The organism is Pseudomonas sp. XP2 (assembly GCF_053557975.1).
In genome coordinates this window covers 120,875-142,717 of record NZ_JBNRIK010000001.1, presented here as the reverse complement: position 1 = coordinate 142,717, position 21,843 = coordinate 120,875, and the positions used below count along the sequence as shown (strand labels likewise).

Here is a 21,843-nt window from a genome sequence, read left to right as displayed (position 1 = left end):
GCCCCCACAGGGACCGCACAGCATTCAACAACTGTGAGGTCCCTGTGGGGGCGGGCTTGCCCCGCGAATGGACGGATCAGGCGCCGACGAGTGCCGGTTGGCCTTCATTCTCCGGATGCAGCGGCAACAACGGCGAGTGCGGGTCATTTTTGATCGACGCGCGCCACACATCGATCCACGCCGCGTTGTGCTCTGCCCATACCTGCTCGTGCAGGCGGGTCAGCGCAACCGGGTCGCTGAGCAGGGCCAGGCGAGTATTGAGGTCCAGCCCTTTCGGCCCGACTTCCATGGCCTTGGCCACGCGCTCGGCACGCAGCGCTTCGATCGGCGCCGCCTGGCCATGACGGGCAGTGGCCATGGCACAGGCCAGGGCGTTCTGCCGGGGGTCGACCACAGCCCGCACAAAGCCGTCATGCAGGGCATGCCAGCGGTTTTCGTGGGTGTACTGGTCGGTGGCCAGCAACTCTTGTGGGGTGGCGTATTCCTCCGGGATGAGGAACAGCTTCTCGTCCTTGGCCGCCAGGCCCAGGCGAGTGCGGCTGGAAATCACCGAAACCGGGATCGACAGCACCAGCGAGCCAACGATTGGCGCCAGCCACCACAGGAAGCTCGGGTTCAACCACGCCACCAGCGCGGCCCAGGCAATACCCAGCAGGGTTTGCGGACCATGGCGACGCACAGCCTCGCTCCACGGCGTGGAGTCGTCGTCACGCTGTGGCGAGTTCCAGGTCGCCGCCCAGCCGAGGAACGCGGCCAGCACGAAGCGGGTGTGGAAGATCATGCGCACCGGTGCCAGCAGCATGGAGAACAGCATCTCCATCAGCATCGACAGGGTGACCTTGATCCGCCCGCCAAACTCGACGGCGCCCTTGGCCCAGATCAGGATGATGCTGAGCAGCTTGGGCAGGAACAGCAGCACGATGGTGGTGGAGAACAGCGCCACGGCCTTCTCCGGGTGCCACTGTGGCCATAGCGGGTAGAGCTGGTACGGCTCGATGAAGTACTGCGGCTCCATCAGGGTGTTGGTCGCCAGCAACGCCGTCGACAGCACCAGGAACAGGAACCACAGCGGCGCCGACAGGTACGACATCACCCCGGTGAGGAACACCGCACGGTGCACTGGGTGCATGCCCTTGACCAGGAACAGGCGGAAGTTCATCAGGTTGCCGTGGCACCAGCGCCGGTCGCGCTTGAGCTCGTCGAGCAGGTTGGGCGGCAGCTCTTCGTAACTGCCCGGCAGGTCGTAGGCGATCCATACGCCCCAGCCGGCCCGGCGCATCAGCGCAGCTTCGACAAAGTCGTGGGAGAGAATCGCACCGGCAAACGCCCCCTTGCCCGGCAACGGCGCCAGGGCGCAGTGCTCGATGAACGGCTTCATGCGGATGATCGCGTTGTGGCCCCAGTAGTGCGACTCGCCCAGCTGCCAGAAGTGCAGGCCAGCGGTGAACAGCGGGCCGTACACGCGGGTGGCAAACTGCTGCATGCGTGCATACAGGGTATCCATGCCCGAGGCTCTAGGCCCGGTCTGGATGATGCCGGCGTCCGGGTTGGCCTCCATCAGGCGCACCAGGCTGCTCAGGCACTCGCCGCTCATGACGCTGTCTGCGTCCAGCACGACCATGTACTTGTACTCGCCCCCCCAGCGACGGCAGAAGTCGTCGAGGTTACCGCTCTTGCGCTTCACACGGCGCCGACGGCGGCGGTAGAAGATGCGGCCGAAGCCTTTGGTTTCGCGGCACACGTCCAGCCAGGCTTGTTGTTCGGCCACGGCAATGTCGGTGTCGTTGGTGTCGCTGAGCACGAAGAAGTCGAAGCGGTCGAGGTTGCCGCTGGCGGCCACCGACTCGAACGTTGCGCGCAGACCGGCGAACACGCGAGGCACGTCTTCGTTGCAGATCGGCATCACCAGTGCGGTACGCGCCTCGGGTGCAATCGGCTCGTTGCCGGCGCTGCTGCCCGAAATCTTGTATTTGTCGCGCCCGGTAAGCAGCTCAAGGAAGCCCATCAGCGCGGTCCAGAAGCCCGCCGACACCCAGCAGAACAGGATACCGAAGAGGATCAGGATGGAAGTTTGCAAGGCATACGGCCACACCTGCACCACGGTATCCCACAGCGGCTGGCTGAGGACTTCGTCAAGGTCGACGAACGACCAGCCCTGGTACGGCAGGATGCCCTTCATGTACCAACCGGCGATGATGGTCTGGCCGATCATCAGGGTCAGCAGGATGTAACGGCGGATAGAGCCCACCGTGCGCCAGCGTGCCGGCGGCAGCTCGCGCTTGGGCGGCTGCGGCGCGTTGGTGCGGCCGGTCATGCGCCGCCACATGCGGATCAGCACGTTGGTGCGCCAAGGCTCGGGCACAACTTTGGTGCGTTTGATCGGCGGGGCGATCTTCAGGCAAAGGCGGCCGCTGCCGTCGACGCCGAGCATTTCGGCCTCTTCCAGCTCGGCGGCGCTGCCCACGGTCAGGCGCGGGCCCACCGAGGCCTGCACGGCCTCGGCAGCGTTGGCGGCCGGGTTGGCCGCCAAGCGTTGGTGCAGCTCACTGAACGACGTGCAGCTGGCGAGTTCCGCCCGTTGCTCGTCACTCAGTGGTAGGTGAGCCAGGTACTCGCCAAGCGATACTGGCCTTGCGTTTGAGTTACTCATCGGCAGGCAACTGATAGCTCCAGGTCTCGGTCAGCACCTTCTCGGTGGTGGCCGGGGTCCCGTTGGTGGGCGCCGCATCGGCGGCAGGTTGTTCGGCCTTGGCAGGTTGCTCAGCCTTGACGGCTTTCTCGGCCTTGGCATGCTTGGCTGCGGCCTTGTCCTGCTTGGCGTCCTGGGCAGGCTTGGCGGTTTCGGCCGGCACATCACGCACCAGCGCGGCACGCATTTCGGTCGACTTGTTAGCTTCCTTGACCTTCAGGCGCAGGGTCAGGCGCCAGCCCTTGGTCTCAGGGTTATAGCGCAGATTGTTCTCGACCACCTCGGCATTGTCGCCAACGCTGATCTGGCTGCGCACCGCGGTGTCTTCCGGCAATGCGGCCAGGGCCGGCCCGGCGAAGTCGACCAGGAAGGCCACGCTGCCGTCTGGCTGGCGGATCAGGTTGGACTGTTTCACGTCACCGGTGGAACGCAGGGTCTGCTTGACCGAGCCCAGCTCAGGGGCCTGGAACTTCGCCTCGTCGATGGTCCAGTGCAGGCGGTAAGCGTACTCGAACGGCTTGCCTGGCTCCGGCAGTTTCTCCGGGCTCCAGAAGGCTACGATGTTGTCGTTGGTCTCGTCGGCGGTCGGAATTTCGACCAGGTCGACGGTGCCCTTGCCCCAGTCGCCCTTCGGCTCGATCCAGGCGCTTGGGCGCTTCTGGTAGTTGTCGTCGAGGTCTTCGTAGTCGCTGAACGCGCGCTGGCGCTGCATCAGGCCGAAACCACGCGGGTTCTCGACGCTGAAGTTGCTCACGGCCAGGTGTTTAGGGTTGTTCAGCGGGCGCCACAGCCACTCGCCATTGCCGGCGTGAATCGACAGGCCTTCGGAGTCGTGCAGGGCCGGACGGTAGTTGAGGACCTTGGACGGCTGGTTGGGGCCGAACAGGAACATGCTGGTCAGCGGGGCAATGCCCAGGCGGCTGACCTGGTCACGCAGGAACACGCGGGACTGCACGTCGACCACGGTGTCGTTGCCCGGGCGCAGGGTCAGCTTGTAGGCGCCGGTAGAGCGCGGCGAATCCAGCAGGGCGTAGATCACCAGATGCTTGTCGGCCGGCTTGGGCTTCTCGACCCAGAACTCGGTGAAGCGCGGGAATTCCTCGCCCGACGGCAGCGCGGTGTCGATGGCCAGGCCACGGGCCGACAGGCCATAGACATGGCCCTTGCCGACCACGCGGAAATAGCTGGCGCCAAGCAGGGTCATGATCTCGTCCTGCTTGTCGGCCTTGTTGATCGGGTACAGCACGCGGAAACCGGCGTAACCCAGGTTCTTGGTGGTTTCCGGGTCGTGGGGCACGTCACCGAACTCGAAGCGGCTCGGGTCGTACTTGATTTCCTCGACCTTGGTAGCGGTGACTTCGTTGATTTTCACCGGGGTGTCGAAATGCATGCCCTGGTGGTAGAACGACAGTTTGAACGGGGTCTTGTCCTTGGCCCACTCGGCCTTTTCCTGCAGGAAATGGATTTTCTGGTAGTCCGCGAACTTCATGTCGCGGAACACCGCCGGCAGGTTGCTTTTGGGTACGTCGTACTTCTGGCCGGCCAGATCCTTTGCCTTGGCTGCAACATCGTCAAGATTGAATGCCCACAGCTGGCCCGCGCTCATCAGGCCGACCAGTGCCACACTGGCCATCAGGGCCTTGCGTAGCCGGATGCCGGGGATTCTTGATGCTTTTTGGGGACTAACAATCACGAGCAACCCTCGCCGAAAACAGATCATGAAACCAACGGCCAGCGACAAATGCCGGGTTGGCGAGCACTGTTCGGACCCCGTGAGGGCGTAATGATTCCCCAAACGGATCCAGACAATGCTCGAGTCAGAGTGAAACGAACCTGCGAACGCAGGTCCATGCAGCGCGCGATTATCCAGCAGGTCGCGTGACAACGCATCAGGCTGAACCAACTATTTATCGTACAAAACCCCTTGTTTTCTTATAAACAAAGGGTTTTTGACCTCATATTTGTAACATAAATGTTACGGGGCCATCATTGACCAGATGCACCTGCATGTCCGCACCGAACTGCCCGCTCGCCACGTTGGCATGCTGGCTCTTCGCTCGCTGCAAAAGATAGTCGAACAATTCAGCTCCGAGGGCCGGCGGCGCTGCCGTCGAGAAGCTCGGGCGCATGCCGTTGCGGGTGTCTGCGGCCAAGGTGAACTGCGACACCAGCAGCAAATCACCCCCGACGTCCTTCAACGACAGGTTCATCTTGCCCTGCTCATCGCTGAACACACGGTAGTTCAGCAGCTTGTGCAACAGTTTGTCGGCCTGCTCGCGGGAATCTTCAGGCTCGACTGCCACCAGCACCAGCAAACCCTGGTCGATGGCGCCGACCACCTCCCCCGCCACTTCAACCCGCGCACCGCGCACGCGCTGCAGCAAGCCCCTCATGCTTCTTCCAGGGGCAGGTCAAGCAGGCGGCGGGCCATCTGGTCGGCGGCACGCACCAGCGCATCGGTGATGCCCGGCTCGGACGCAGCGTGGCCAGCGTCACGAATGACCTTGAGTTCGCTGTTCGGCCAGGCCTGATGCAGGGCCCAGGCGTTATCCAGCGGGCAGATCACGTCATAGCGACCGTGCACGATCACCGCTGGCAGATGGGCGATCTTCGGCAGGTCGCGGATCAGCTGGTCCGGTTCGAGGAAGGCATTGTTCATGAAGTAGTGGCACTCGATACGCGCAATCGACAGCGCCCGCTGCGGCTCGGAGAAGCGGTCGACCACCAGCGGGTTCGGGCGCAGGGTGGCGGTACGGCCCTCCCAGGTTGACCAGGCCTTGGCAGCGTGCATCTGGGCAATCTGGTCATTGCCGGTCAGGCGCTTGTGGAAGGCCTTGACCAGGTCCCCGCGCTCTTCCGGCGGAATCGGTGCGATGTAGTCTTGCCAGTAGTCGGGGAACAAGCGGCTCGCACCCTCCTGGTAGAACCACTCGATCTCCTGCGGCCGGCACAGGAAGATGCCACGCAGGATCAGCCCATGGACACGCTCGGGATGGGTCTGGGCGTAGGCCAGGGCCAGGGTCGAGCCCCACGAGCCGCCAAACAGCACCCATTTGTCGATGCCAAGGTGCTCGCGAATGCGCTCCAGGTCCTCGACCAGGTGCCAGGTGGTGTTGTTTTCCAGGCTCGCATGGGGCGTGGAGCGACCACAGCCACGCTGGTCGAAGGTGATGATGCGGTACAGGTTGGGGTCAAAGTAGCAGCGGCTCTGGGCGTCGCAGCCAGCACCCGGGCCTCCATGGATGAACACCACGGGCAGACCTTCGGGCGAGCCACTTTCGTCGACATACAGCACATGCGGCGCTTCCACGGCCAGATCGTGCCGGGCGTAGGGTTTGATCTGCGGGTAGAGGGTCTGCATTGCGCACTCCGTGTGAGGATATTGACTGCCGTTGGGCATCATAAACCTGAATTGCGCTTTGAGCATGTTCTCGTACCCTCGAACATGAAAGTTCGAGGACCACCGTACGAATATCTACCACATTCTCCCTGGCCATGTAGCCATAGTCGCTGAGCCTTTCACTGCACACAGGTTCATATGACCATGGAACAAGACACCCGCCTCCCGTATGCGCTGATCGCAGGTAAAACCCCCAACTGGTTGAAAACCGCGGCGCCATCGACCCACACCCTCATGAAGCAGGTCATGAGCACCCGTGCAACTGCACTGGAGCAGGCATGCCAGACCCAACCGGCCATCGCCAGCGCGCTGACAAGCGAGCATGCGCGGCTGCAGGCGGCCATGGCCGAGGTGCAGGCGCTGTATCGTGCCTTGCCGAACCTGGAAGCATTCGCCAGCGAACAATTGAGCACAGCCATCAAGCAAACCTTCGGGTTTGAGGTAGACGTCTGCAACAACTATCTGCTGGACGTCCGTCACCTCGACAAGCAACCCGGACAAGCGCTGGAAGCTTACAAACATGCCACCCATACATTGCTGGAAAGTGCGCTGCACAACTTCGAGGCCAGCGCAGCAGAGCCCGGTGGCATGGACAACGATAATGCCCTTCTGAAGAAATCGGTGATCCTTGACCACAAAGGTTTCATGGGCACAGTGCCCATCCCCAATTCCCTCGACATCGCACCCGAACGCTTCGCCCGTCTGTGCCGCGAGCTGGATATCGGTGGCCAGTACCAGGCAAAGTTGCAGGCAATCTACTACAGCGACATCAAGACCGGTGCGAGCAACCCGGCAACCTTCGACAAGCTCGCCGAGCTCGAACGCTGCACTTTCACGCAAAGCCTGCACCTCGCCCGGCTGCAGAATGACATCAGCCAGGCTCTCTATGAAACCGCTCTGGCGCTGCCCCTGGATGTTCCAGTGCAGTCCTCCAGCCTGACGTTCAGTGCACTTTCGCTGTGGGATGTGCAGCTGACCCGACTGCGCCTGTTCGATTACCAGGCAACGGACGGGCACCCATCAGTGGCGCTTTACATTCCGGACGATCCTGAAACACCGCTCAAGGAATTTGCGTCGCAGACAGAATGCGAGCAATGGCTGCGCGATCGCCTGCTTGGCGACATTCACTACCTCGACCACTGCATGAAAGAACGAGACAAGGCCCACCTGAGGGTCCGGCTGCTCGACCGACTGATGCCGTTGACGCTGACGGTAACGGGCGCCCATGAGCGCACCGCAGACCCACATGCCAAGGTGTTGTTGCAGGCACGCCAGCTCAGTGGCTCCCTGTTACAGGGGCTGGTGACGGAAAAGGTGTTTCGCCATGAAGAAGACGTCGCCTTCCATGCCCTGCCCACAACGCTCATGGATACCATCAGTGCGGTAAGTCACCGCGAGCACCTGCTGCAAAAAGCACTGACCACGCTCAACATTGCCGGGTTCTTCGTGCCTGCGATCGGCGAGGTCATGCTGGGGATCTGCGCACTGCAACTGGCGTACGAGGTTTATGAAGGCATCGAAAGCTGGGCCCACGACGATAAGCAGCAGGCTTACCAGTACCTGCTGGACGTGGTGCAAAACGTTGCGCAGATGGCCGCATTCAGCCTGGCCATCAAAGCGGCCGAGGGCGGCGTGAGGGCCGCTGCTGGCGGGCCGGGCGAGCCAACGGTGTTACCAGAGCCAATGCCCGTTGAGACCCCTTCTTTCATCGAAGAGCTCGACGATGTAGAACTCCCCGAGGGCCAGATCAAGCTCTGGAAACCCGACTTGGCGCCCTATGCCCAGCCCATCGACATACCCGACACACTCGGACCAGACGAGCTGGGCCTGCATCATCACCAAGGTAGAACCTGGCTGAAGCTGGACGGCCAGACCTACGCGGTCAGGCGCTCACCCCAGGGCGATGGATACCGCATCGAACACCCAACCCGGGCGAATGCCTACCAGCCACCACTGCGTCACAACGGCGCCGACATCTGGCTGCACCCATTGGAACGTCCCGAACAATGGCAGGAACAGCAATTGTTGCGTCGCTCCGGAACAGCCAACGAAGGGTTTGACGACGACACCGCGCAGCGCATCTTGCGGGTCAGCGGCATCAGCGAGGATGTGCTGCGCAAGGTGCTGTGCGACAGCCAGCGCCTGCCTGGACAGCTGGAAGATACCTTCACCCGCTTCAAATTGTACCGGGCCATTGAGCAGGCGAACGCCCAGGCATTACCCGGTCAGATTCAACGCGACTTTTACCAGCAGTACCAGCGCCTTCCTGCCAGCCAGGCGCCGGGGGCAGAGCTGCTGCGCACCCGCTATCGGCAGCTCCCTTCCCCGGTCATCGAAGAGCTGCTACACAATGCTACCGCCAGCGAACTGGCCGACCTGGGCGATGGCAAGGTCCCCAGGCGCCTGGCCGACGAAGTTCGCCTGCTCCAGCAACAGCTCAGGCTCAACCGTGCTTACGAAGGGTTGTACCTTGAGCAGTTGCGCAACTGGGACACCGATTGCCTGGTCCTGCATACCCTTGCGCGATTGCCCGACTGGCCGGCGGATACCGGCATCACCCTGGAACAGCGCATGCACTCGCCCAACCAGAGCGCCCGTATCGGTCCCGTTGATGCGGCGCAGAATCCGACGATCATCAGTGCCCGGGCTGGCTACTTGCTGATGCACAGCGAAACACCCGATGCCCCCTTGAATGCCCATGCCACCTTGTATGGCGCCCTGTTCGAAGCCCTCAGCGAAGCACAGCGCACGGCGCTGGGGATCGACGATGAGGCGGCACTCAAGGCATTGGTGGTACACGCCCAGTGGCTGCCACGCCCAGCCCTGAGGCAGGTATTGGGCATGCAGCCGATAAAGCCTGAATTCCGTTCGCCCATGCGCCTGGCCGATGGCCGTCTCGGCTACCCGCTGGGCGGAGCCCGCCCGCGCGCCACCAGTTTTTCACGGCATACACTGCTCAACAGAATCAGGCAGATCGGCCTGTACCTCCCCCTGCCCCACCCCGCCGAACAGACGCTGGCAACGCTGGAAAGCCGCAACCTGGACCGCAGTGCGATCAACGACCTGCTCGACACGCTCCTGGAGCAACGCCACCAGTTGCAGTCGAGCCTTGACAACTGGCGGCAGAGGGGCGAAGCGCTGACCCACCAGAGTGCGAACGAATTCGAGCAGTTGGCAGGTAGCATTTTGCAGCACTGGTATGATCGAGCCTTCGCAGCAAGCCCCGATCCGGGCAATCCGTTACGGCTGCAGCGCCTGTCCCTGTTGGATTTCCCCCTTGAGTTACCGACGTTCTTCACCGCAGGCGTACGTGAGCTGCAATTGCTCGAGACCCAGCCCGAGCGCTTTGAAGGCTTAGGCGAACACACCTCACGCCTGAACAGCCTGCTGCGGCAATTCGCCAATCTCACAACGCTGGAGATCAGCCGCGCCTACCGGCCTGAGGCGCCTCCTTCGCCGTTCCAGTCCAGCTTGCCCCTGATCGCAGAGCATCTGCCCTCACTGCAATCGCTGAGCCTGATCAACCAGAATATGGTAATTGCCACCTCCGATATCGACAGCCTTACGGCCTTGGGCGAGCTGCGCCGCCTGGACCTCAGCGGAAATCGCTTTTCCGACGACTCGCCGCCCGATTTCAACCGCCTGGAGCTGACTCATCTCGGCCTCGATAACATGCAGCTGGAGCATTGGCCCAACGGGCTTGGCTGGCACGTTGCCCACGAAATCCGCGAAATCTCCCTGCGCAACAACCGGATCACCTTACTGCCCCATTTCCTGCTGCAACACATTGTCGGCATTACCCGACATCCCCAGCTCTTTCTGCAAGGCAACCCGATCAGCTATGACGACATGCTGACCGTGATGCTCCGCCGAGACGAATTTCAGACACGTTTCGAGTGGGACCAGCCAGCCGATTTTCGTGAGCTCCTTGACCAGCACCTGCAGATGCGTCAACAGTTGCACGACCTTCTGGACAACTATGTCAACGCTTCCTCCTCCACCACAGTGGTCAGCCAGGCTGTATTGGCGGGCAGAATGCGCATCGAGAATGCCTTGAATCAGTTCTGGATTGCTCAGGAGACGCGTCAGTACAGCCCCGCGCTGTACCTGTCAGGCATTGCACTGGAGCTGTTCCCGACTCGTCTGCCCACATTCCTCAACGAACGCGTACATACCCTCTACCTGAACAATGTCAGCGGCACCACAGCACAGTTGCAAGACCTGCTTGGTCGATTCCCGCACTTGGTCCGCTTGACTGTAGATAATTTCGTCCGGGCTCAACAAGACCTGCCGATGGCACTGCAGCGGTCCTCTGAACTTCATTCTCTGTCCTTGAACAATGTCGGGCTGGAGATCGATCAGCGCTTCATGGATGCCTTGGCACCCCTGCAAAGACTCGAAGTGCTGGACCTCAGCAACAACCGCTTGGGCACGATCGTCAGTGCGCCACCTGCGCTGGGGTCGCTGCGACGCCTTGATCTTTCCCGGGCGGACCTCGAGCAGTGGCCCGCCTGGGTGGATCGTCTGTTGCCCCTGGAGGTGCTGGACCTACGCCATAACCATATCAGGGAGCTGCCACAGCACATTCAGGAAAACCTTCACAACAACGTGCTCGTCAGCACGATCGACCTGGGCGGCAATCCATTGTCGGAGCAAGCGGTTCACCGCGCACGAGGGATATCGGAGAGCGAAGGCAGCTTCACCCTGAGGTACGATGCCCCAGACGAATGGGACCAAGACTTGCTTGACGAATTTTTCCGCAACTTTGGCGGACAGGTCATCGACGACGCCCCCGTGCTCACGGACTGGCTCCAGGCCTCGGAGCCCGAAAATGAAGCCCTGCGCGACATTTGGGAGCAACTTCAGGCGTCGGGCGACGCCCAGGACCTGCTTGCCCTGATAGGCCGGTTGAAAAACACCTCCACCTACCAGAATAACGAAACCCGCGTGGCGTTCTGCAAGCGGGTGCGACAGGTGCTGGTCAGGGCGTTGCTCAACCCGGGCGAGCGGGCACTGTTCAACATCCAGGCCAGTGAAGCCCTGACGCAGGAAAATGGCAGCCGAACCTGTCACGACGGTGCACTGCTGACATTCAAGAACATCGAGTTCTACATCGCCAGTGAGTACCTGCAGTTCGAAGGCGCGGACAACCAGGCCAACCTCTACCGTGAAGTGCGCCGGCTGTACCGCGTGCATGCGGTGGATGAACTGGCGACCCGCGAAGCCGGGGACCGGGATATAGCCGAAGTGCGCCTGACTTACCTGCGTGAACTGAATGCGCCCCTGCAGCTAGGCCTGCCTGTCGACAGGCTGCGCTATGCGATCAACCCCAGTATCGACGAATTGATCGATGCCGAGGTGCAGGTTCAGCGCGGCGAGCTCGGGGAGGACTTCCTGCGCTTTGCCTCCGCCAATGAAGTGTGGATCCAGCATTTGCGCGAGGCCTACCCGGAGCGTTTCGCGCAAATCGAAGACAGCTACCGGGGCCAGGTGATCGAATTGCAGGATCGTTATCCAGAACGGTCACTGGACACCCTGGCGGATGAGTTCAACGCACTGGAAAGAAGACGGCAGGCTCGCGAATTACACTTGATCCGCGAACTCACCGCCTGGGCCGACCCTGATCGCAGGCCTCGTTCCTCGAGCGAGTGACCTGGTTCAAGGCCCTAAGCGGCCGGCTTCCATGCCAGCATGGTTTCGAGCAGTTTGCGCAGCACACCCTGGGTTTGGTGCGCAAGCTGTTCGCAATAGGCAAACGGCTCGCACTCTTGCATATAGGTGCTTTGCGCCAGCTCCAGCTGCACGGCGTGGATGCCGTCGCATGGCTGGCCGTAATGACGGGTGATGTAGCCGCCCTTGAAGCGCCCGTTCAGCACATGGCTGAAATCCACCGCCTCGGCGCAAACGCCTTGCAGTTGCTCTGCCAGTCGCGCATCGCAACTGGCGCCATTGAACGTACCGAGGTTGAAGTCCGGCAACTTGCCCTCGAACAGGTGCGGGATCTGGGAGCGGATCGAGTGGGCGTCCCATAGCAGTGCATAACCGAACTGATCACGCAGGCGCAGCAGCTCTTCACGAAGGGTGTCGTGGTAAGGCCGCCAGATACGTTCCAGATAACTCGCGCGCTCGGCTGCCGAGGGTGCCTTGCCCTCCTTGAACAACGGCTCGCCGTCGAACAGCGTGGCCGGGTACAGCCCGGTGGTCGCGCCGACATACAGCGGTTGGTCATCTTCAGGCCGGTTCAGGTCGATTACAAAGCGCGAATACTCCGCCGCCACCACGCTCGCACCCAGTTCCCAGGCAAAATCGTACAGACGCGGGATGTGCCAGTCGGTGTCAGGCAAGCTGCGCGCCGCATCGACCAGCCCCTCGTCCACGGCGGGAGTCAGTTTCAGGCCGGCGTGCGGCATGCTGATCAACAGCGGCAAGCGGCCTTGGTGAAAACTCAGAACCTTGTCCATCGTGCCTCGCTCAGTTGGAGATTTCGTGGCCCTTGCGCACCACGCGCTTGGGCAGGTCGCCACCCAGCCAGTAGGCCAGGTCGGCGGGGCGTTCGATTTGCCAGGCGACGAAGTCGGCTACCTTGCCCACTTCCAGCGAGCCGTGGCTGTCCCCCAGGCCCAACGCCGTGGCGGCATGCACAGTGACGCCGGCCAAGGCTTCTTCCGGGGTCATGCGGAAACAGGTGCAGCCCATGTTCAACATCAGCCGCAGCGACAGCCCTGGCGAAGTACCGGGGTTGAGGTCGCTGGCCAGGGCAATTTTCACCCCGTGGCGGCGCAGTGCATCCATGGGTGGCAACTGGGTTTCGCGCAGGAAATAGAAGGCGCCCGGCAGCAGCACGGCGACCGTGCCGGCTGCAGCCATGGCAATGGCGTCCTCCTCGGTCATGAACTCCAGGTGGTCGGCCGACAGCGCCTGGTAGCGGGCCGCCAGGCTGGAGCCATGCAGCGACGACAGCTGTTCGGCGTGCAGCTTGACGGGCAGGCCCAGTTCGCGGGCCTTGATGAACAGCCGCTCGACCTGGGCCGGGGAGAACGCCAGGTGTTCGCAGAAGGCATCCACCGCGTCCACCAGGCCTTCGGCGGCCAGGGCCGGCAGCATCTCGTCACAGATGTGCGCGATGTAGTCGTCGGCCCGGCCGGCATACTCCGGCGGCAGGGCATGCGCAGCCAGGCAGGTGGCGCGCACCGCCAATGGCAGCTCGTCTGCCAGGCGCCGGGCCACGCGCAGCATCTTGCGCTCGTTGGCCAGGTCCAGGCCGTAGCCGGACTTGACCTCAAGGGTGGTTACGCCATCGCGCATCAGCGCCTGCACCCGCTGGCGGGCACTGGCGAACAACTCGTCCTCACTGGCCGCACGGGTGGCCCGCACGGTGCTGGCGATACCGCCGCCCTGCGCGGCGATTTCAGCGTAGCTGACGCCTTGCAGGCGCTGCTCGAACTCGCCGCTGCGGTTGCCACCGAACACCGCGTGGGTGTGGCAGTCGATCAGCCCCGGTGTAACCCAGGCGCCGCCCAGGTCCACCGTGCGGTCAGCGTCAACCGGTGCCAGCTCGGCGCGTGGGCCGATCCATTCGATCAGGCCGGCGCTGGTGACGATGGCCGCGTCTTCGATGGCCGAATAACGGCCCTCGGCCATGGTTGCCACATGGCAATGCTGCCAGAGGGTTCTCATGCACAATCTCCTTTGCTAGCGGTGCAGCTCGACCGGCTCTGCTACTGGCTGGCCCTGCCCTGCGCGTGGCTTGCACCACAGCAGGTAGGAGGCCACCAGGAACACCACCCATATCACGCCGACGATCAATGCCGCCTGGGTATCCGGGAAGTAGCCGAGCACGCCAAAGATGAACACCATGAACGCAATGGCCATGGCTGGGCCATAAGGCCAGAAGGGTACCGGGAACTTGAGCTGGGCCACTTCTTCACGGCTCATGCTGCGGCGCATGGCCACCTGGGTGAGCAGGATCATCAGCCACACCCAGACGGTGGCGAAGGTGGCGATCGAAGCGATCAGCAGGAACACGTTCTCGGGGATCAGGTAGTTGAGCAACACGCCGATCAGCAGCGCAGCGCCCATCACCACCACGGTCATCCACGGCACACCGTGTTTCGACAGCTTGCCGAAGCTGCGTGGCGCATGGCCTTGCTGGGCCAGGCCATACATCATGCGGCCTGCGCCAAAGATGTCACTGTTGATGGCAGAGATCGCGGCAGAAATCACCACCACGTTCAGCACTGCGGCGGCAGAGCCAATCCCCAGGTGGCTGAAGATCTGCACGAACGGGCTACCTTCGCTGCCGATCTGCGGCCACGGGTACAGGCACATCAGCACAAACAGGGTGAGCACATAGAACAGCAGGATGCGCAGCGGCACGGCGTTGATTGCCTTGGGGATAACACGCTGCGGGTCCTTGGCCTCACCGGCAGTGACACCAATGATCTCGATACCGCCAAAGGCGAACATCACCACGGCAAAGGAGGCAATCAGCCCGCCCACGCCATTGGGCATGAAGCCACCGTGGTCGAACAGGTTGCTTACCCCCACGGCATGCCCGGTACCGACCTGGCTGAAGCCGAAGGCCATGATGCCGAGGCCGGCCAGGATCATCGCGACGATGGCGCCGACCTTGAGCAGCGACAGCCAGAATTCCATCTCGCCAAAGACCTTGACGTTGCACAGGTTGAGGCCGCCGATGACGAAGACGATGCCCAGCACCCAGACCCAGCGGGCTACCTCCGGGAACCAGAAGCCCATGTAGATACCGAAGGCGGTAACGTCGGCGATGGCGACGATGACCATCTCGAAAGCGTAGGTCCAGCCGAGGATAAAGCCGGCCATGGGGCCGAGGTAGGTGCTGGCGTAGTGGCCAAAGGAGCCGGCCACCGGGTTGTGTACGGCCATTTCGCCGAGGGCGCGCATGACCATGAACACGGCGGCGCCGCCGATCAGGTAGGCCAGCAGCACGGCCGGGCCGGCCATCTGGATGGCCGAGGCCGATCCGTAGAACAGCCCGGTACCGATGGCGGAACCGAGGGCCATGAAACGGATGTGGCGGGCACTTAGCCCGCGCTTGAGACCTTGAGCTTGTTGCATGTCACGTCCTTAAATTGTTTTTGTGGTCGTGAGATCAGGGGGGCGCCATGCAACCCCATCGCGAGCAAGCTCGCTCCTACAAGGGAACGCGTTGCCTTTGTAGGAGCGAGCTTGCTCGCGATGGGCCGCAACGTGGCCCTAGGGGCATTACAGACTTGGCAGTACACCCGCCGGCAGCAAACCGGTCAGACTACCCTTGGCCAACAGTTCCACAGCCTTTTCGATGTCTGGTGCAAAGAAACGGTCACGGTCATAGTGCGGCACTTCGCTACGCAGCGCCTGGCGCGCTTGCTCCAGCTTGGCGGAAGTTTTCAGGCCTTTGCGCAGGTCCAGGCCCTGGCAGGCGCCCAGCCATTCGATGGCCAGCACGCCACGGGTGTTTTCGGCCATTTCCCACAGGCGCTTGCCGGCAGCCGGGGCCATCGACACGTGGTCTTCCTGGTTGGCCGAGGTCGGCAGGCTGTCCACGCTGTGCGGGTGCGACAGGGCCTTGTTCTCACTGGCGAGAGCGGCAGCGGTAACCTGCGCGATCATGAAGCCGGAGTTGACCCCACCGTTTTCCACCAGGAACGGCGGCAGCTGGGACATGTGCTTGTCCATCATCAGCGAGATGCGGCGCTCACTGAGCGAACCGATTTCGGCGATGGCCAAGGCCAGGTTGTCGGCGGCCATGGCCACCGGTTCGGCGTGGAAGTTGCCGCCGGAAATCACGTCACCTTCGGCAGCGAACACCAGCGGGTTGTCGGACACGGCGTTGGCTTCAATGCCCAGCACCTCGGCGGCCTGGCGCAGCTGGGTCAGGCACGCGCCCATGACCTGCGGCTGGCAGCGCAGCGAGTACGGGTCCTGAACCTTGTCGCAGTTCTTGTGCGACAACGACACTTCGCTGGCTTCGCCCAGCAGGTCGCGGAAGCAGGCGGCGGTGTCGATCTGGCCGCGCTGGCCACGCGCTTCGTGAATACGCGCATCGAACGGCGAACGCGAGCCCAATACGGCCTCGACGCTGAGGCCGCCGCAGGCGATGGCCGCCGCGTACAAGTCTTCGGCATGGAACAGGCCGCGCAGGGCATAGGCGGTGGACGCCTGGGTGCCATTGAGCAGGGCCAGGCCTTCTTTTGCAGCCAGGGTCAGCGGTTCGAGCCCGGCAACTGCCAGGGCTTCGGTGGCCGACAGCCACTGGCCCTTGTAACGGGCTTTGCCTTCGCCCAGCAGCACCAGTGACATATGTGCCAGGGGCGCCAGGTCACCGGAAGCACCCACCGAGCCTTTCAGCGGGATGTGCGGGTAGACTTCGGCGTTGACCAGGGTGATCAACGCGTCGATGACTTTGCGACGAATGCCGGAGAAGCCACGGCTGAGGCTGTTGATTTTCAGCACCATGATCAACCGCACCAGGTCGTCATCCAGCGGCGCGCCGATACCGGCGGCGTGGGACAGCACCAGCGAGCGCTGCAGGTTTTCCAGATCGTGGCTGGCGATGCGGGTCGAGGCCAGCAGGCCGAAACCGGTGTTGATCCCGTAGGCGGTGCGGTCTTCGGCAATGATCTGCTCGACACAAGCGACGCTGGCGTCAATGGCCGGCGCGGCGCTGGCATCCAGTTGCAGGCGCACAGGCGCGGCATGGATCGCGCGCAGCTGGGCCAGGGTCAGGGTGCCGGGCTTGAGGGTGAGTTCGGTCACGTTACTACTCCAAATCGCGTGGAGCCGCAGGCCCGTTCGTGGGTGCCTGCGCGCTCCTTCTTGTTGTTCAGTATCACCCCTGGCGGGGTGCGATCCAAAGCGTGGCGATCAGCCAGTGATCATCGGCAGGTCCAGGCCCTGCTCCTTGGCGCAGTCGATGGCGATGTCATAACCGGCATCGGCGTGGCGCATGACGCCAGTCCCTGGGTCGTTGGTCAGTACACGGGCGATGCGCTCGGCGGCTTCATCGGTGCCGTCGCAGACGATGACCATGCCCGAGTGCTGCGAGAAGCCCATGCCCACGCCACCACCATGGTGCAGCGACACCCAGGTAGCGCCGCCTGCGGTGTTCAGCAGGGCGTTGAGCAGCGGCCAGTCGGACACAGCGTCCGAACCATCACGCATGGCTTCGGTTTCGCGGTTGGGGCTGGAGACCGAACCCGAGTCCAGGTGGTCACGGCCGATCACGACCGGCGCCGACAGCTCGCCGCTGCGGACCATTTCGTTGAAAGCCAGGCCCAACTTGGCGCGCAGGCCCAGGCCAACCCAGCAGATACGTGCTGGCAGGCCCTGGAAGCTGATGCGCTCGCGGGCCATGTCCAGCCAGCGGTGCAGGTGGGCGTCGTCGGGGATCAGTTCCTTGACCTTGGCGTCGGTCTTGTAGATGTCCTCGGCCTCGCCAGACAGCGCCGCCCAGCGGAACGGGCCTACGCCGCGGCAGAACAGCGGACGGATATAGGCAGGGACGAAGCCCGGGAAGTCGAAAGCATTGGCCACGCCCTCTTCCTTGGCCATCTGGCGGATGTTGTTGCCGTAGTCGAAGGTCGGGACACCCTGCTTCTGGAAGTCCAGCATAGCCTGCACGTGCACAGCCATCGACTGCTTGGCCGCCTTGACCACAGCAGCAGGTTCGGTCTGCGCGCGGTCGCGGTACTGTTCCCAGGTCCAGCCCGCAGGCAGGTAGCCGTTCAGAGGGTCGTGGGCGCTGGTCTGGTCGGTGACCATGTCGGGGCGTACGCCACGCTTGACCAGCTCTGGCAGGATTTCGGCGGCGTTGCCATGCAGGGCGATGGAAATGGCCTTGCCTTCGCCGGTGTATTTGGCGATACGCGCCAGAGCGTCGTCGAGATCAGTGGCCTGCTCGTCGACGTAGCGGGTTTCCAGGCGGAAGTCGATGCGGCTCTGCTGGCATTCGATGTTCAGCGAGCAGGCGCCGGCCAGAGTAGCCGCCAATGGCTGGGCGCCGCCCATGCCGCCGAGGCCTGCGGTGAGTACCCACTTGCCTTTCAGGCTGCCACCGTAGTGCTGGCGACCGGCTTCGACGAAGGTTTCATAAGTGCCCTGGACGATGCCCTGGCTGCCGATGTAGATCCAGCTGCCGGCGGTCATCTGGCCGTACATGGCCAGGCCTTTGGCGTCCAGTTCGTTGAAGTGCTCCCAGTTGGCCCAGTGCGGCACCAGGTTGGAGTTGGCAATCAGAACGCGCGGGGCATTGCTGTGGGTCTTGAACACACCGACCGGCTTGCCCGACTGCACCAGCAGGGTTTCGTCGTCTTCCAGGCGGGTCAGGGTTTCGACGATCTTGTCGTAGCATTCCCAGTTACGCGCGGCGCGGCCGATACCGCCGTACACCACCAGTTCTTTCGGGTTTTCCGCAACCTGTGGGTCGAGGTTGTTCATCAGCATGCGCAGTGGCGCTTCGGTCAGCCAGCTTTTGGCGGTCAGCTTGTTGCCACGTGGGGCACGGATTTCAACGTCACGGTATTTGTTGTTGTCGGTCACGGGAAAGGTCCTCTGCGGTCGTCCGCGGGCGGGTATGTCGTGGTCAATATACAAACACACCTTTACTTGTATGTACAAGCATGGACAACCAAAATAATTGGACCTTGCCGTTCCTGGCTTGAGTTGTGTGGCGGCGCATAGATCGAGCGCCGCCCGCGCGGCGCTTCGCGGGGCAAGCCCGCTCCCACATCTGTTTCGGGCCAATCATTCCTGAGTCAGGTGGGTTGCAGCCTTGGTGCATGGCTGCAAATCGGGGAGCTGCCCTTGTGCAACCCTGGATATCAAACAAAACATACAGGGCGGGCAGCAGTGACTTCCCAGGAGAAACCGGCCCGAAACAAATGTGGGAGCGGGCTTGCCCCGCGAAGCGCCGCGCGGGCGGCGCTCGATCTCACAGGCGATGAAAATGTATCGCCAAGCCCATCAGCGAGAAATGAGCTCAATCAAGCAAAACCGCCCCTGAACCTCCAACCCAAGCAACTCATCGTTGCCCTCCAGGCGCAGGCAGTCATACAACCCCAACCGCTGCACCTCGCGCCCCGCCATGGTCACTTCCACGTGGCTGCTGGCAGCAAACAACAGCACCGTCGACGCCGAGCTGTACAAGCGGCTTGTGCCATCGAACCACTGCAACCGCGCCCGGTACCGCTGCGGTGCATAGATCAGGTTGAAATCGCGGATCGCCCCACCCAGCAGCTTGCAGCTGACCTGGCTCTCACCGCCGAAGGCAAAGGCATCGAACGGCAGCAACGGCCGGCTGGGTTGGTCATCGACCAACAGCCGCATGCCATCGCCCTGCAGCACTGTGATGATCCGCTGGTAACCGGCGAAGGTGGAAAAGCCGCCAGACTCTTCGATATCGGCAATCGACAGGCGCCAGCCAAAACCGTCCAGGCCCTCACCACTGTCGCGGGTGATCTCTTCGGTGAAACCGCCACCGTTCTTCCACGGCATGCGCGGGTAATCCTGCGCGCGCAACAACTGCAACTGGCTCATTTGCTGAAACGTCCTTCCAGGCGATGACGGGAACCGGGGTGGATCAGCCGTGCAGCGGTCACCGGCTGGCGACCGGACCAGGTACGGCGGCGAATCAGCAGGCATGGTTCGCCCCGCTCGATCTGCAGCAGGCGACATTCTTCCGGCTCTGCCAGGATGGCTTCGACCACGTGCTCACCCTCGGTCAGCGGCGCTACCTGGGACAGGTAGGCATATGGCGTCTGCCGGGTGAAATCCTGCTTGAGGTAGTCGGGTGCGATCGCGGCGTTGACGTAGCGGTCCTCGATCTGCACCGGCACACCGTTCTCGAAATGCACGATCAGCGAGTGGAACACTCGCTGGCCTTCGCGCATGTCCAGGGCCAGGGCCCGTTCGGAACCGGCTGCTTCCTCGGTGAGCGTGATCACCTGGCAGCTATGCTGATGGCCGCGTGCGGCAATTTCATCGGCAATGTTGTTGACTTCGAACAACGCCGAACGGCCCTTGGGCTCGGCTACGAAAGTGCCAACCCCTTGCATGCGCACCAGCAGGCCTTCGGCCGTGAGTTCGCGCAGGGCACGGTTGATGGTCATACGGCTGAAACCCAGTTCGTTGACCAGTTCACTCTCCGAGGGGACCCGGTGATGGGGTGGCCAGCTGCCGTTGTCGATCTGCTGGATGATCATCTGTTTGACCCGGGCGTACAGCGGCGCCGGGCCCTCGCCCATCTGGGCAACCAGCGCGGAGACAGGAGGTGTCGGCACGGCGTTGGATCCTTGTGCGTATGGAATGAGCGGTAGCTTGCCGCAGTTTACCCGGCAGGCAAACGCCTGTATATGTATATACAAGTTAACAATAACAGGATTTCACCGATGTCCGCCTATTTCGCCGAACGCGCCCTGCTACCTACGGGCTGGGCCCGCCATGTCCGTATCGAGGTCGCCAGCGATGGCCATGTGACCCGCATCGAGCCGGACGCTTCGGCCGAAGGCGCCGAGCGCCTGGCAGGCCCGTTGCTGCCCGGTATGCCCAACTTGCACTCACATGCCTTCCAGCGTGCCATGGCGGGCTTGGCGGAAGTCGCCGGCAACCCCAACGACAGCTTCTGGACCTGGCGCGACCTGATGTACCGCCTGGTCGGGCAGATCACCCCGGACCAGTTGCAGGTCATCGCCCGCCAGCTGTATATCGAAATGCTCAAGGCCGGCTACACCTCGGTGGCCGAATTCCATTACGTACACCACGACCAGGCAGGCACGGCCTACGCCGACCCGGCCGAGCTGTCCCGCCGCATCAGCACGGCCGCGGCCGACAGTGGCATTGGCCTGACCCTGTTGCCGGTGCTGTACAGCTACGCCGGGTTCGGCGGCCAGGCACCGAACGACGGGCAGCGGCGCTTCATCAACACCACCGAACAGTACCTGCAACTGCAAACGCAGCTGGCCCCGCTGCTGGCCGCGCAACCTGCGCAGCAACTGGGCCTGTGCTTCCACTCGCTGCGTGCCGTGACGCCGGGGCAGATCGCCGAAGTGCTGGCGGCCAGCGACAAACAATGCCCGGTGCATATCCATATCGCCGAGCAGCAAAAGGAGGTGAACGACTGCCTGGCCTGGAGCGGCCTGCGCCCGCTGCAATGGTTGTACGAGCATGTGGATGTGGACCGTCGCTGGTGCCTGGTGCATGCCACCCATGCCGAGCCGGATGAAGTCACCGCCATGGCCCACAGTGGCGCGGTGGCCGGGTTGTGCCTGACCACCGAGGCCAACCTGGGCGACGGGATTTTCCCGGCGGTGGACTTCCTGGCCCAGGGCGGGCACATGGGCATCGGCTCGGACAGCCATGTGTCACTAAGCGTGGTGGAAGAACTGCGCTGGCTGGAATATGGCCAGCGGCTGCGGGACCAACGACGCAACCGCTTGTCCCGTGGCGACCAGCCGATGGTCGGGCGCACGCTGTACGACGCCGCGCTGGCGGGCGGTGCACAGGCACTGGGCCAAGCGGTCGGTGAACTGGCCGTGGGCAAGCGCGCCGACTGGCTGGTACTGGATGGACAAGACCCTTACATCGCCATGGCGGATGGCGATGCCATTCTCAACCGCTGGCTGTTTGCTGGCGGGGATCGCCAGGTGCGCGATGTGATGGTGAATGGGCAATGGGTGGTGCGCCAGGGGCGGCATGCCCAGGAAGAGGAAAGCGCGCGGGCGTTTGCCGGGGTGCTGCG

Annotated in this window: 13 protein-coding genes; 2 read left to right on the top strand and 11 right to left on the bottom strand. The window is 62.9% G+C overall.

The annotated features are described in order from the left end of the window. Positions 1-76 precede the first annotated feature (76 nt). The 4 genes from mdoH to pip form a co-directional block, all read right to left on the bottom strand. The gene (gene mdoH, locus ACK1VC_RS00580) at positions 77-2,650 is read right to left on the bottom strand and encodes a glucans biosynthesis glucosyltransferase MdoH (protein ID WP_016489573.1); all 2,574 of its coding nucleotides are present in this window, start codon (positions 2,648-2,650) and stop codon (positions 77-79) included. Further along, positions 2,643-4,382, bottom strand: a complete 1,740-nt coding sequence (locus tag ACK1VC_RS00575; protein WP_317985295.1) for a glucan biosynthesis protein G — start codon at positions 4,380-4,382, stop codon at positions 2,643-2,645. Before ACK1VC_RS00575 ends, mdoH begins: the two co-directional genes overlap by 8 nt. A gap of 262 nt (positions 4,383-4,644) precedes the next feature. Beyond that, entirely contained in the window at positions 4,645-5,082 is a 438-nt protein-coding gene (gene dtd / locus ACK1VC_RS00570; protein ID WP_016489575.1) for a D-aminoacyl-tRNA deacylase, read from the bottom strand. After that, on the bottom strand, positions 5,079-6,050 hold the full coding sequence (gene pip, locus ACK1VC_RS00565; protein ID WP_016489576.1) for a prolyl aminopeptidase: 972 nt from the start codon (positions 6,048-6,050) through the stop codon (positions 5,079-5,081). The genes dtd and pip overlap by 4 nt, the downstream gene beginning before the upstream one ends. 183 nt (positions 6,051-6,233) lie before the next feature. Between pip and ACK1VC_RS00560 the strand changes: the two genes are divergently transcribed. Then, complete coding sequence (locus ACK1VC_RS00560; protein WP_191087060.1) at positions 6,234-11,741, top strand: dermonecrotic toxin domain-containing protein; 5,508 nt, start codon at positions 6,234-6,236, stop codon at positions 11,739-11,741. Between the two features lie 14 nt (positions 11,742-11,755). Here ACK1VC_RS00560 and hutG read toward each other — a convergent pair whose 3' ends face one another. The 7 genes from hutG to hutC all read right to left on the bottom strand — a co-directional run bounded on the left by hutG (position 11,756) and on the right by hutC (position 20,350). After that, positions 11,756-12,550, bottom strand: a complete 795-nt coding sequence (hutG, locus tag ACK1VC_RS00555) for an N-formylglutamate deformylase (RefSeq protein ID WP_023048801.1) — start codon at positions 12,548-12,550, stop codon at positions 11,756-11,758. A gap of 10 nt (positions 12,551-12,560) precedes the next feature. Beyond that, positions 12,561-13,766 carry an imidazolonepropionase gene (gene hutI, locus ACK1VC_RS00550; RefSeq protein ID WP_023048800.1) on the bottom strand — a complete coding sequence of 402 codons (1,206 nt, stop codon included), beginning with the start codon at positions 13,764-13,766 and terminating at the stop codon, positions 12,561-12,563. 15 nt (positions 13,767-13,781) lie between these two features. Then, positions 13,782-15,185, bottom strand: a complete 1,404-nt coding sequence (locus tag ACK1VC_RS00545) for an amino acid permease (protein WP_016489580.1) — start codon at positions 15,183-15,185, stop codon at positions 13,782-13,784. A gap of 147 nt (positions 15,186-15,332) precedes the next feature. Beyond that, positions 15,333-16,865, bottom strand: coding sequence for a histidine ammonia-lyase (gene hutH, locus ACK1VC_RS00540; protein WP_016489581.1), 1,533 nt, complete (start codon positions 16,863-16,865; stop codon positions 15,333-15,335). Between the two features lie 108 nt (positions 16,866-16,973). After that, positions 16,974-18,647, bottom strand: a complete 1,674-nt coding sequence (hutU, locus tag ACK1VC_RS00535) for a urocanate hydratase (RefSeq protein ID WP_023048244.1) — start codon at positions 18,645-18,647, stop codon at positions 16,974-16,976. 423 nt (positions 18,648-19,070) lie between these two features. After that, positions 19,071-19,643 carry a HutD/Ves family protein gene (locus ACK1VC_RS00530; protein ID WP_016489583.1) on the bottom strand — a complete coding sequence of 191 codons (573 nt, stop codon included), beginning with the start codon at positions 19,641-19,643 and terminating at the stop codon, positions 19,071-19,073. Beyond that, positions 19,640-20,350 carry a histidine utilization repressor gene (gene hutC, locus ACK1VC_RS00525; protein ID WP_172455918.1) on the bottom strand — a complete coding sequence of 237 codons (711 nt, stop codon included), beginning with the start codon at positions 20,348-20,350 and terminating at the stop codon, positions 19,640-19,642. The genes ACK1VC_RS00530 and hutC overlap by 4 nt, the downstream gene beginning before the upstream one ends. 144 nt (positions 20,351-20,494) lie before the next feature. Between hutC and ACK1VC_RS00520 the strand changes: the two genes are divergently transcribed. After that, the coding region (locus tag ACK1VC_RS00520) for a formimidoylglutamate deiminase (protein ID WP_449117804.1) at positions 20,495-21,843 on the top strand (1,349 nt) is incomplete at its 3' end.

What these genes read in the sequence shown, in the direction of transcription:
- dtd (WP_016489575.1), bottom strand. Translation starts at nt 5,082, where the DNA reads ATGAGGGGCTTGCTGCAGCGCGTGCGCGGTGCGCGGGTTGAAGTGGCG.
- ACK1VC_RS00560 (WP_191087060.1), top strand. Translation starts at nt 6,234, where the DNA reads ATGGAACAAGACACCCGCCTCCCGTATGCGCTGATCGCAGGTAAAACC.
- ACK1VC_RS00530 (WP_016489583.1), bottom strand. Translation starts at nt 19,643, where the DNA reads ATGAGCCAGTTGCAGTTGTTGCGCGCGCAGGATTACCCGCGCATGCCG.
- ACK1VC_RS00545 (WP_016489580.1), bottom strand. Translation starts at nt 15,185, where the DNA reads ATGCAACAAGCTCAAGGTCTCAAGCGCGGGCTAAGTGCCCGCCACATC.
- hutG (WP_023048801.1), bottom strand. Translation starts at nt 12,550, where the DNA reads ATGGACAAGGTTCTGAGTTTTCACCAAGGCCGCTTGCCGCTGTTGATC.
- hutI (WP_023048800.1), bottom strand. Translation starts at nt 13,766, where the DNA reads ATGAGAACCCTCTGGCAGCATTGCCATGTGGCAACCATGGCCGAGGGC.
- pip (WP_016489576.1), bottom strand. Translation starts at nt 6,050, where the DNA reads ATGCAGACCCTCTACCCGCAGATCAAACCCTACGCCCGGCACGATCTG.
- hutC (WP_172455918.1), bottom strand. Translation starts at nt 20,350, where the DNA reads ATGGGCGAGGGCCCGGCGCCGCTGTACGCCCGGGTCAAACAGATGATC.
- mdoH (WP_016489573.1), bottom strand. Translation starts at nt 2,650, where the DNA reads ATGAGTAACTCAAACGCAAGGCCAGTATCGCTTGGCGAGTACCTGGCT.